The 11,907-nt window shown below is 64.1% G+C and carries 11 protein-coding genes; 9 read left to right on the forward strand and 2 right to left on the reverse strand.

Annotated elements, in window-relative coordinates; translation table 11 throughout:
- Nucleotides 1-19: 19 nt before the first annotated feature.
- Entirely contained in the window at nt 20-991 is a 972-nt protein-coding gene (locus P0D96_RS35585) for a thymidylate synthase (RefSeq protein WP_408181077.1), read from the reverse strand.
- Between the two features lie 265 nt (nt 992-1,256).
- On the reverse strand, nt 1,257-2,651 hold the full coding sequence (locus tag P0D96_RS35590; RefSeq protein WP_106283797.1) for a sigma-54 dependent transcriptional regulator: 1,395 nt from the start codon (nt 2,649-2,651) through the stop codon (nt 1,257-1,259).
- Between the two features lie 535 nt (nt 2,652-3,186).
- On the opposite strand from P0D96_RS35590, the gene P0D96_RS35595 reads away from it, so the two are divergent.
- The 9 genes from P0D96_RS35595 to P0D96_RS35635 all read left to right on the forward strand — a co-directional run bounded on the left by P0D96_RS35595 (nt 3,187) and on the right by P0D96_RS35635 (nt 11,861).
- Nucleotides 3,187-3,684, forward strand: a complete 498-nt coding sequence (locus tag P0D96_RS35595; RefSeq protein WP_408318328.1) for a hypothetical protein — start codon at nt 3,187-3,189, stop codon at nt 3,682-3,684.
- Nucleotides 3,685-3,777: 93 nt separating this feature from the next.
- Entirely contained in the window at nt 3,778-4,305 is a 528-nt protein-coding gene (locus P0D96_RS35600; protein ID WP_408318330.1) for a FapA family amyloid fibril periplasmic chaperone, read from the forward strand.
- The gene (locus P0D96_RS35605; RefSeq protein WP_408318332.1) at nt 4,302-4,949 is read left to right on the forward strand and encodes a FapB/FapC family functional amyloid domain-containing protein; all 648 of its coding nucleotides are present in this window, start codon (nt 4,302-4,304) and stop codon (nt 4,947-4,949) included. Before P0D96_RS35600 ends, P0D96_RS35605 begins: the two co-directional genes overlap by 4 nt.
- A gap of 26 nt (nt 4,950-4,975) precedes the next feature.
- The gene (locus tag P0D96_RS35610; protein ID WP_408318334.1) at nt 4,976-6,367 is read left to right on the forward strand and encodes a FapB/FapC family functional amyloid domain-containing protein; all 1,392 of its coding nucleotides are present in this window, start codon (nt 4,976-4,978) and stop codon (nt 6,365-6,367) included.
- 94 nt (nt 6,368-6,461) lie between these two features.
- The gene (locus tag P0D96_RS35615; protein WP_408318336.1) at nt 6,462-7,175 is read left to right on the forward strand and encodes a C39 family peptidase; all 714 of its coding nucleotides are present in this window, start codon (nt 6,462-6,464) and stop codon (nt 7,173-7,175) included.
- A gap of 7 nt (nt 7,176-7,182) precedes the next feature.
- Complete coding sequence (locus P0D96_RS35620; RefSeq protein ID WP_408318338.1) at nt 7,183-8,010, forward strand: peptidase C39; 828 nt, start codon at nt 7,183-7,185, stop codon at nt 8,008-8,010.
- A gap of 100 nt (nt 8,011-8,110) precedes the next feature.
- A complete protein-coding gene (locus tag P0D96_RS35625) occupies nt 8,111-9,547 on the forward strand; it encodes a hypothetical protein (protein WP_408318340.1) in 1,437 nt (478 codons plus the stop codon).
- Between the two features lie 24 nt (nt 9,548-9,571).
- Entirely contained in the window at nt 9,572-11,140 is a 1,569-nt protein-coding gene (locus P0D96_RS35630; protein WP_408318342.1) for a sigma-54 dependent transcriptional regulator, read from the forward strand.
- 220 nt (nt 11,141-11,360) lie between these two features.
- Nucleotides 11,361-11,861 (forward strand): dihydrofolate reductase, encoded by a 501-nt coding sequence (locus P0D96_RS35635; protein WP_132373534.1) that lies wholly within the window; start codon nt 11,361-11,363, stop codon nt 11,859-11,861.
- The last annotated feature ends 46 nt before the right edge of the window (nt 11,862-11,907 follow it).

The raw sequence follows: 11,907 nt of genomic DNA on the forward strand, positions 1-11,907 counted from the left end.
TTACCGACCCGACCGACGATCAAACAGCCATCGGCGCCGTGAGCGGCTCGTGATGCCGGTAGCCGACCAGCGAGAAATCCGACGGCTCGATCTTTTCAAGCCATTCCGGCTCGTACACACCGGTTTTCGCGTACTCCGGCACGCGCTCCGAGATCGCGAAGGCCGGGCTTTCGTACGGCTCGCGCGTGAGCTGCTGCTGCAACATGTCGAGCTGATTCTCGTAGATATGCGCGTCGCCGATGAAATAGGTGAACCAGCGCGGCGTGTACCCCGTCAGGCGACCGACCAGATGCAGCAACGCCGCGCCTTCGGTCAGATTGAACGGCGTGCCGAGCCCGACGTCGTTGCTGCGAATGTACAGGCACAACGAAATTTCCTTGCGCACCACGTTCGGCAGGAACTGATAGAGCAGATGGCAAGCCGGCAACGCGATCTGATCCAGCACGGCAGGATTCCACGCATGAAACAAAATGCGCCGATCGGCCGGGTTCTGCATGATCGTGTCGAGGCACTGGCGCAGCTGGTCGATCGCTTTGTACAACAGCACTTTGCGGCTGCCGTCTTCATCGAATTCAGTCACCACCTGGAAGCCGCGTGCGGTCGCATCGGCAAGCTGCGCGCTCGCGGTCGCGTCCAGCACCTTGTAGGCCGGCCACTGGCGCCACTGCACGCCATACACGTCGCCGAGATCGTCCGGCCCTTGGCGATAGGGATTCGCGAGCCATTGTGGATTCTGGTTGGCGTTCGCGTCCCACACCTTGCAGCCGAGGTCGCGGAAATCCGCGGCGCTGCGCGAGGCGCGCAGGAACCCGACCAGTTCGCCCACCGCCGATTTAAACGCCAGCTTTTTCGTGGTGACCGCGGGAAAACCTTCCTGAAGGTCGAAGCGCAACATCGCGCCCGGCATGCTGATGGTGCGGATGCCAGTGCGGTTCTCCTGCCACGTGCCGGTGTCGAGAATCGTGCGGACGAGGTCGAGGTATTGTTTCATTCGGGTTCCTTCGACGAGACGCTGACCGGGTCGATCCGGGCGCCACGGAGATTGAGCGGAAAACCCGATTTTAACAAGCGCGACGGGACGACGCCCGGTCACGGCGCGCGGCATCGAAAATATCGAGGGAAAAGGTGACGCGAGGTAGTGCGAGGTTGGGGCGAGAGGACGGCACGCGGCCGGTCACAGGACCGCTCGATGCGCGCTGGACGAACCACTGAAATCGTTTACCGGCCCACGAGACCCGCGAGGCCCGTCAAACGATTTACAGATGCGGCACCGAAGCCGGCAATTCGCCGTGCGGCGTGGCGAGCGGCTCCCCTTCCATATGGCGCATGCCGTGCGAGCACAGCAGCCGGTACAACGTGACGCGCGAGATGCCGAGTTCCTGCGCGGCGTCGCCGAGACGCCCGCGGTGACGCAACAGCGCCAGTTCGATCGCCTGACGCTCGGCCGCTTCACGCGCCTGCGCGAGCGACACCGGCACGATCTCCACGTATTCCGCGAGTTCGAGATCGCGCGCCGTGATCGCGCGCCCTTCCGACATCACGATGGCGCGCCGCACGCGGTTGATCAACTCGCGCACATTGCCCGGCCAGCCGTAGTTATGCAGCGCCGCGATCGCGTCCGGCGCGAAGCCGCGCAAGCGGCGGCTTGCATCTTTCTTGAAACGTTCCAGCATGTGCCGCGCCAGCAGTTCGATATCCTTGCCGCGCGCGCGCAGTGGCGGTTCGTCGATCTGCAACACGCACAGGCGGTGGTAGAGGTCGGAACGGAACCGCCCTTCGATCATCGCCGCGGTCATATCCACGTGGGTGGCTGAGATGATCCGCACGTCGACGTCGATCGCGCCGTGCCCGCCCAGCCGCTCCACCTTGCGCTCCTGCAGGAAGCGCAGCAGGCTCGCCTGGCTTTCTAGCGGCAGGTCGCCGATTTCGTCGAGAAAGAGCGTGCCGCCGTTCGCCGCTTCCACCCGGCCGATCTTGCGCTGATTGGCGCCGGTGAACGCGCCACGTTCGTAGCCGAATAGTTCGGATTGCAGCAGATGCGGCGGAATCGCGCCGCAGTTGATCGGCACGAAAGGCGCATTGCGCCGCGCCGAGCGTTCGTGAATCGCGACCGCCGTCAGTTCCTTGCCGGTGCCCGATTCGCCCGAGATGAACACCGGTGCGTCGGTCATCGCCACTTTGCGGATAGAACGGAATAGCGCGAGCATGGCGTCGCACGAGCCGACCATTTCGCCTTCGGCGCCTTGCGAGGCATCGTTGGAAGCCGTTTCGCCGAGGGAGATCATGCCGTAGGCGTGACCGACCGAATCGACGATCCTGTCGCCCGAATACGGCACCGTCACGTAGTCGAAACAATAGTCGCGCACGAGCCGGCGCAACGCGGCGTCCTGCAATTGCCCCGGCATGGTGGCCGCGACCCAGCCGACGTTCGGCATGGTCAGGCACGATTCGAAGGCGGCGATTTCATGTGGCTGAAATTCGCTAGACAGATCAAGCAGGCCGCCAGCCGCCATTCCGGCGCGAACTGCCCGGCGCACGTCGCGCGCCGACCCTACGACTTCCACATGCCAGCCGCGCTGGTGAAACCGAGTATTCAGCTCCGCGCTCGGATCGCGCGAAACGTAAATCAGTTGCCGCGTTGCGGGTTCCATTATTCAGATCCTCTCGTCAACGAACGTTAAGGATGACGCACGCACCTGAAACAAGTTCAGACACGCTGACTCGTTCGGGATTCGCGATATAGCAAAAACCGAACGGCCATTCCATTCCGTGCGGACAGCTGATCCCCAAGAAAGCGGCGTGTGTGTTTGAGACGGCCCGTTAGCGGGCTTTTTTAAATCTGAAGCTCTTTTTCGAGAGCTTACTATACGCGCGCCGCTTGGAAAACAATTATGCGAATTTAATCGCGCACTCCTTACCCAGCGCCGCTGCGCGGGCGATAAAGACTTATTCAGCCGACGAATAAATCATTAGTGGAAGCGCTTTTCCTGGCGTAGACCCCATGGTAGTTCGTACCGGCCGGATTAACGAATTACAGGTATTTCCTGCTCACCGTTTCAACGCTGAAACGTTTTTGTCCGTTTTCTCAATTGTGACTCCCGCGTTTTGACTCGCCTGCCGATGCATCAATGGATTGCGAGCGATGGCACACGTTTCGCTAAATGTCATGCACCAAGGAGACACATCATGCGACTCGCTTTCCGCATCGATCTGGGCAAGGTTGCACCATGCGCGGCACTTTGCACCGCAATCGCACTAATCGTGCTGCCCATTAGCGCCAACGCACAGGAAGCCGGAGAGGCTCCATCCGCCACGCTGACGGAATCCGCCGCCCCAGGCTCCGCCACCTTCGCGAACACCACGATCGCCGCGCCCTCTTCATCCGACACGACGACGCGCACCGCCATCGCTTTCCCCCAGCTTGCCGCCAACGTGCTGAGCATTCCGGCCGATGGTGCATCCGTGAACGATTTTTCGCTCGACGACCAGGTGCTCTCGCGGCAACGCGGCGGCGCGGTCGGCATGGTGATGGTCGCCACCACACCGCAACTCATGCGCGGCAACGGCGGCAGCGGCAACAGCGTGACGCTGTGGGATGAGATCGCCCCGCCCTCGCCCTTGCCGATTCCGATCGACGCGGCGCGCGCCGCACAGGGCAACATCGCCAACTACCAAAGAAAGTAGCCGAACAAATTAACGAAGCAAAAAACAGGGGTGGCGGTGTGGCGGATACACCGCCCGCGAACAAGAAAACACAAGACGCAAGCAAGGACCGACATGACTACCTCCATCCGGACGCCGCGCGCACTCAGGTCGCGCGTGTCGGCGCACACCTCGTTGCCGGCGGCACTGGCAAGCGTCCTGGTCCTGCTCAGCGCCTCTTTTACCGTCGACGCCATCGCGCAGCAGGCCGTCAATCCGGGCGACATCATCGTCGAGCGCACGATTACACCGCGCGATGCATTCGTACCGGTGCCGAAGAGTCAGGACCCGGTCGCCGTGCGCGCCACCACTTTCCCGGCCAACTCATTCAATCCGGCGGTCGCGACGATCGTGGGCGATACCGATCTGACGAATGCGCACGGGTCCAGCGGCGTGGCAGCCGGCGGCGTGCTCGGCGACACCGGCATGCAGGCGGTCACCCAGATCCTCAGCGGCAAAGCCACCGGCAATAACGTAGCGCTCAATTCCGGCGGCATCGGCCTGCCCGCGCCGGGCATCGGCGGGACCATCAGCTCGTCGGTGACGGGCGCGCTGGCACCGCTGTCGAACACGCTCACTGGCGCGCTCGGAGGGTTGAAATGAGCCCGCTCGTGAATCCGCTCATTAGCCAGCTCAAGCTCCGTTCGCTGCAAGCGGCGCTGTGCGTCTGCATGGGCGCCGCCCTGGTGGCGAGCCACGCCCACGCGCAGTCGGTACCGACGATCGGCGCCACCTCGACCATCGCCAACGGCGCCGCAGCCGGCGTGACGGGCGCGTTCGCCGTCAACGAAACGGCCGGTCTGAACAACGCGCAGGCCAACCAGATCACCGTGTCGACCGGCGGCGTGGTCGGCAACGACAACGCCAGCGTGCAAAGCGCCACGGTGGCCGCGAAGGTCACGAACGCGCGGGCGTCGATCGAAGCCAATGCTTTCTCGAATTCTTCCGGTGCGGTGCTGGTGAACCAGTCCGCCGGAGCAGGAAATCTGCAGCGCAACAGCACTCAATTGGGCACTGCCGCGCTCGGAGTCGAGACCGTCTCGGATGGGGAGCTATCCGCGGCGGCCCCGAAAAACGGAGGTCTGGGGCAATCAGTCGGGGTTCATAGCGTACGCGAGGCAACCATCTCCAACGATGCATTCAAGAACGTCAGCGGGATCGTGCAGATCAACCAGACGGCCGGCGCCGGTAATGCCACGGCAAACAGTTTTGTGCTCCGTCCCCCGGCGGGCACTTTTTTTAACTGATGACATTTAAAGTATCGGAGCGAATCATGAAGCGCACTCTTATTGCCGCAGCCGTTCTCGTTGCCGCATCCGGCAGCGCGTTTGCCGCGCCGCAAAAGGCCTATCTGTTCAATGCCACGCTGGTCGGCGAAGCGATCGGCGTCGAAGGTTGGGTCGGCCTGTACGGCTGCGTCCACGTGTCCAGCACGGCGGGCGCGGTGATCAACAACAGCCAGTCGGTCAACGTCCACGCGACGCTCAACCCGCAAGCGCAGAGCTACACGACCGGCCGCGTGACGACGACCGTCAACAACAATAGCTCGTCGATCAAGGGCAGCGGCTCGGTCTTCGCCGTGGCATCGCAGAGCCACTCGACTTCGTCGTCGGGCGCGCAGGGCTATCAGGCATCGGGCGGCTACGTGTATGGCAGCCAGAGCGCGTCGGTGGCGGGCGGCGGCTATCAGACCAGCCAGCAGGCAGCGGCGATTACCGGCGGCTTCACGCACACCAGCCAGAACTCGGGCGGCCATATCGCAGCGGGCGGCTCGATCGGCGGCAACTACAACTATTCGGGCATCAACACGCCGTTCGGCGGCGGCGGGCGATTCCATGCATCAGGCGGACTCCAGGCCGGCTACAACGAATCCAGCTACGCCAACACATCGGGCGTGGCCGGCGGCTTCGAAGCATCGGAAGCATCCGGACAGGGCAAGGTGTGGGGCTACAAGGCTAGCGAAGGTTCGGGCCTTGCGGCGGTCGGCGAACAATCGTCCGGCTACACGACCAGCCGGACCTCGTCCTCCGATGCTTATGCCGCGGCATTCGGCGTCGACGCAAGCCTCACCACGACCGACGTGACGACCCGGGGTTCGGTGACGCAGCACACCAACACGCAAGCGGCCGCCACGCTGACCGCCACCACCGGCACCAATGCGGCCAACGGCGTCTCGGGCAACCTGGGCATCAACATCGCGGAAGGCATCAGCAACGCCCAGAGCAATGACGTGTCGCTGGCCTCGGTCGATATCGGCAACGTGTTCGGCAATGCGCAGATCTTCAGCACGCAATCGTCGAGCGGCACCGCCCGGATCAATAACTTCAATCTGAATGCGTCGATCGGGGATGGCTCGCTGTCGGGGGTGACGGGCAACGTCGGAGTGAACGTCGCCTCGGGCATCGGCAACATCCAAAACAACAGCCTCGCCGGTGCTGTGACGACGACCAAGGCGGGCAACGCGCTGACCACGGCGATGGTCGCCACGGATGACAACTCGCAAACCGCCGGCATGACGGTCACGGGTCAATTCCAGGGCACCGCGATGCTGGGTGCCAACTCGCTGGCCAACGCGTCCGGCAACATCGGCGTGAATATCGCCGGCGGCGCGGGGAACCTGCAGCACAACGGCCTCGCGATCGCTGCGCTGAACAGCGGCCACTAAGCCGGCGACAGGCAGAAGAAGCCAGGCAAGTAGTTGGGGAGGACGCGCCGGCAGCCATCGCAGCGGCCGGCGCGTAAAGAAGGGGGAGACCAGCATGTCGGGGTTCAAGAGGTACCCGGCGCTACAGTTCGCCGTAGCGCTGGCCAGTTGCACGCTGTGCGTGGGCCAGAGTTACGCGCAGGCGAGCATCGACACGTCCACGCTGGCGGGCGTTCCGTTGAAAAAGACGGTCCGCTCGATGAAGGACATCCGCTACAGCCACATCGTCAATCAGCAGTTCGATTACAGCTGCGGTGCGGCGGCGCTGGCTACGCTCCTCAAATACGGCTATGGCATCGATATTCCGGAAACCGAACTGATCAGTCGGATGATGGTGTTCTCCACGCCCGAAGTCGTTGTCAAGAATGGCTTCTCCATGCTCGACATGAAGAAATTCGTCGAGACCATCGGTTTGCGCGGCCGCGGCTTCCGGGTCAACGCCGACGCGCTCCAGCACTTGCAGATTCCCGTGATGGTTCTGATGAACATCGACGGGTACGAGCATTTCGTGATCATCAAGCATGCCCAGGATGGCCGCGTGTTCATCGCGGATCCCGCCCTCGGCAATCGCATCCTGCTCGAAGAGGACTTCATCCGGACCTGGAACGGTCTGGTGTTCGCGGTCCTCGGCAAACCCTTCAGGGAGGATTCCCCGCTCTTGCAGGACAACGAGTCGCTGGCGCTCAAGCTGCGCGCCAGCGCGCTGGCCAACGGCACCGCTGCGACTCCCTTTGTCGAGTACGGCTTGATCAAGGCAGACCTGTTCTGAACCGACCATGAAGCAACACCTCACCCAGCTCGGGCTCGCGATCTGCACCATGATGTGCGGCTTAAGCGGAATAAGCGGCAGCGCCCAGGCAGCATCAGGCACCGGCTCGCCACCGTTGCCTGAATTTCTCGCTTCTCATGACAGCGGTTCCGGCGCCGTCAAGGTACAGATGGTGGACGACGATGTCCTCGCCGGCCAGACCGGCAAGTATGCCGGCGGCACGATGATCTCCGGCTTCGTTCTGAACATCATCTCGCAATGGCGACTGCCCAACGGCGTGACCGCCCTCGCCCAGGGCACGCTCGGCGCGGCCCAGAACGCGCTCGGCCAGGTGACCACCAGCGTCAGCACGCTCGCGAGCGTGACCGGCGGCGGCCCCGGCAGCCACACCAATGCGGCCAATTCGGGAGCCAATCCCAACGCTCAGGTCAACGGAGGCCAGAGCATCACGGTCAACGGTGTTTCACAAGTGACACAGGTGGCGGGCGACCGTAACAGCAGCGCCAACTCCGCACTCATCGATTTCAACAACAACGCCGTGACGCTGGCGGGCACCGCCAATGCCCCGTCAGCCTCGGCCAGCAATTCGACCGGCTCCGTTAAAGCCGGCATCTCGTTCGGCAGCAACGGCATCAGTGTCGCGCTGCAGACGCCGACTGGGCTCGCCACCCAGACCGTCATACCGGGCAACGGGCAGATCGCCCAGTTGCTGCAGATTGCAGGCAATAACCAGCAAGTCGCCAACGCCTTGCAGCTGCATTTGCAAACTCAGCCAATGTCGGCCTCGATGATCCGCCAGTTAGGCGTACTACAAGCTCTGCAAAACAGGAGATAGGCACGCGGGCCGCCACCCGCCGACCGTAGCAAGGCAGTACAGGTAGGCCGCGCGCCGTCAGGACCGGTGACGCGCAGCCGGAACACCGGGGGAACACAAAATGAACAATCTTTCATCGAAGAAGGTGCCGCGCATGGCACTGGCGGCCATTCCGGCCGCCGTCATGCTGTTCGCACTTTCGCAAGGGGCGGGCGCCCAGGCGCTCGCTGGACAATCGGTCGAAGAACGTTTGAATACGTTGATGCGGGTCGTCGATGAACAACAGCGGCAGATTCATTCACTCGAGCGCCAGATGACCAATCTGGAGATGTCGCAACGCGGTCGCGGCGTACCGGGCGCCGGCGCGCCGGCCGGCAGCGAAGCCGTGGCCGAACAGCCCGGTGCCGATGGCTTGCCGGTGCCGCTGCCGACGCTCGCCCAGCTCAATCCCGGCACCCCCGCGACCGGCGGCAACACGGGTACGGCGACCGGCGTGCCCGTCTATCCGCCGCCGCCCGCAGGCAGCAGCGCGGGCGGCCTGCCGCCCGCGAGCGACGGCAGCGGCGCCATCGGCCAGACGCAGAAAGCGGCCGAACCGGTGCGCACGCAGGCCGAAGAAGCGGTCGTGCAGCGCGAGCATGCCCCGCTCTTCGACCACAAGCTGACGATGGACTGGGGTATCAGCGACACCTACTACGATCGCCGTCAGTTGCAGTTGTCGGGCTTCCTCGCGCTCGACGCGATTTTCCTCGGCAACATCAACCTGGGCGAGACCAAGTCGCACCAGGTAATGGCGGACCTCGACACGCGCTACGGCCTGACCGACCGCATGAGTATCGACGTCGACGTGCCGTACATCTACCGGCATAGCAACTTCATCGTGGGTGGCGCGGGCGGCGCGGCCAGCACGATGTCGGATGCAGCGGTGAACAGCAGCAATATCGGCGACGTCAACTTCGGGATCTACTATCAGTTCCTGAAGGAGACCAACAGCCTGCCGGACGTGGTCGGCAGCCTGCGCATCAAGGCGCCGACCGGCACCTCGCCGTTCGGCGAGAAGCTGGTGCAGCTGGACGCCAACAACACCAATCTGGTGGCGCCGAGCAAGCTGCCCACCGGCACGGGCTTCTGGAACATCACGGCCGGCGTCTCGCTGTTGAAGACCTATGACCCGGTCGTGCTGTTCGGCAGCCTCTCTTACACCTACAACATCGCGCGCTCGTTTGCGGACATCTCGTCGGTGCAAGGCCAAACCCAGCCGGCGACGGTCAAGCTCGGCGACATCGTGCAGTTCGGCGGCGGCGTGGCGCTCGCATTCTCCGACAAGGACTCGGCCAGCATTTCCTACACGCTGGCGCTCGCACCCGAATCGAAGACGCGCGCGCCCGGGGGCTCATACGAAAAAGTGCCGGGCAGCGAGACGACCGCCGCGGCGCTCAATTTTGGCCTGAACCACGTCGTGAACAAGCACCTGACCATCAACGGCTCGGTCTCCGTGGGCTTGACGCCCGACGCGCCGAACTTCGTGGTCGGCATGCGGTTTCCCTACACATTCTGACGTGCCAACGATACGAGGTCGAACGTGCGTGAATCACCTCATCTGACCAGTGTTGCTCCGGTAGCCGGAGCGGGATCGGGAGCGCGTAGGACACCGGCGCTGCCGAACGAGACGGCGGCGAGCCCCCCCGTCGACGGTGCGACAAGCCGGGCTTCGGCGGTCGTGGCGACGATCGGCGGCGCGGCGCCGTTAGCCACGGCGCCCGGCTCCGGCGTCGAACGGCTGTTGCTCTACGTGGCGCGTACACCGGACGGCGCGCTGATTGCCCATCTGAAAAGCCGCGGCTGGCACGTCGTGGCGGCGCGCTCGGCGCATGAGCTCGGCCGTCTGGTGAATCCCGATGTGGCTTGCGCGGGCATCGTCGATCTGGCGAGCTTTCCGCCGCGCGACCTCGCCGGACTCGAAGCGAGCCTGCGCCAGCAGCAAGTCGGCTGGATCGCGCTCGCCACCAACGAACGGCTCAACGATCCCGTGGTGCGGCGACTCGTGCGCCACTACTGCTTCGATTTCGTCAAGGTGCCGGTGGCCCACACCACGGTCGACTATCTGGTCGGGCACGCGTTCGGCATGGTGACGCTGTGCGATCCCGAAGTCGCGCCGCCCGTGAGCGAGTCGGGCGACGAGGAAATGGTCGGCACCTGCGAAGCCATGCAGCAACTCTTTCGCACCATTCGCAAGGTGGCGAACACCGACGCGAGCGTGTTCATCTCCGGCGAGTCGGGCACCGGCAAGGAGCTGACCGCGCTCGCGATCCACGAGCGTTCGCCGCGCCGCAAGGCGCCGTTCATCGCGATCAATTGCGGCGCGATTCCGCACCATCTGCTGCAATCCGAATTATTCGGCTATGAACGCGGCGCGTTCACCGGCGCGAATCAACGCAAGATCGGTCGCGTCGAAGCCGCCGACGGCGGCACGCTGCTGCTCGACGAAATCGGCGACCTGCCGCTCGAGAGCCAGGCGAGCCTGCTGCGCTTTTTGCAGGAAGGCAAGATCGAGCGCCTCGGCGGACGCGAATCGATTCCGGTCGACGTGCGGATCATTTCAGCGACGCACGTCGATCTGGAAGTCGCGATGCGCGACGGCCAGTTCCGCGCCGACCTGTTCCATCGGCTCTGCGTGCTGCGGGTGGACGAGCCGCCGCTGCGCGCGCGCGGCAAGGACATCGAGATTCTCGCGCAGCACATCCTGCACAAGTTCAAGACCGACAGCGCGCGCAAGATCCGCGGCTTCACGCCGTCGGCGATCGAGGCGCTCTACAACTACAACTGGCCCGGCAACGTCCGCGAGCTGATCAACCGGGTGCGCCGCGCGATCGTGATGGCGGAGAACAAGCTGATTTCCGCCGACGACCTCGATCTCGCGCACTTCACCGCGCAGCAGACCATGACGCTCTCGCAAGCCCGCGAGGCCGCCGAGAAGCGCGCGATCGAAGCGGCGCTGCTGCGTCATCGACATCGGCTGAACGAGGCGGCGATGGATCTGAGTATCTCGCGCGTGACGCTGTACCGGCTGATGGGTCAGCACGGCTTGCGCGAATTGAGCGCCGCCGACGAGAAGGCGGCATTCGCCGCGGACGACAGCGCGCAGGAATGAGGCGGCGCGGGCTGGGCATGGCCGGCGGCGTCTCGTGAAGCTGAGTGAAGCCGCGTGATCTGGCAGCCGCGTCCGGCTGCGGCGCGCGCGTGGTTTGCGCGGCGCTTCCCGGCCGGCTGCGCTGCGGCCTCACTGGCCGCCGCCGGGCCGAAAGCCGCCGCCGCGGCGCGGGGCCGCGCGTCAGGTAGAATCAGTCCGGTTACGTTCCCCTTTCCATTCGATGACGACGCTCACCTTGATCGTCGCTCGCGCCAACAACGGCGTGATCGGCCGCGACAACCAGTTGCCCTGGCGACTTCCCGAAGACCTCGCGTTCTTCAAGCGCACGACCATGGGCGCGCCCATCATCATGGGCCGCAAGACGCATGAGTCGATCGGCCGGCCGTTGCCGGGACGCCGCAACATCGTCGTGACACGGGATGCCACGCGGCGTTTTCAGGGCTGCGACGCGGCCACCACGCTCGAAGACGCGCTCAAGCTCGCCGCTCAGGATCAGGCGCCGGAAGCGTTTCTGATCGGCGGCGCGCAGTTGTATGCGGAAGGTTTGCGGCAGGCGGACAAGCTGATCATCACCGAGATTTCCGCCGACTTCGAAGGCGACGCCACATTCCCCGAACTCGATGAAAACGAGTGGGTAGAAGTCGCGCATGAAACGCATCGCGCCGATGCGCCGAACGATTTCGACTACGCGTTCGTGACGTACAAGCGCAAGGGCGCCTGACATAAAAAAACGCCACGCAATCAATTGCGTGGCGTTTTCGTTTCTA

This window comes from Paraburkholderia sp. RL17-347-BIC-D, from assembly GCF_046027915.1.
Lineage (GTDB): Bacteria > Pseudomonadota > Gammaproteobacteria > Burkholderiales > Burkholderiaceae > Paraburkholderia.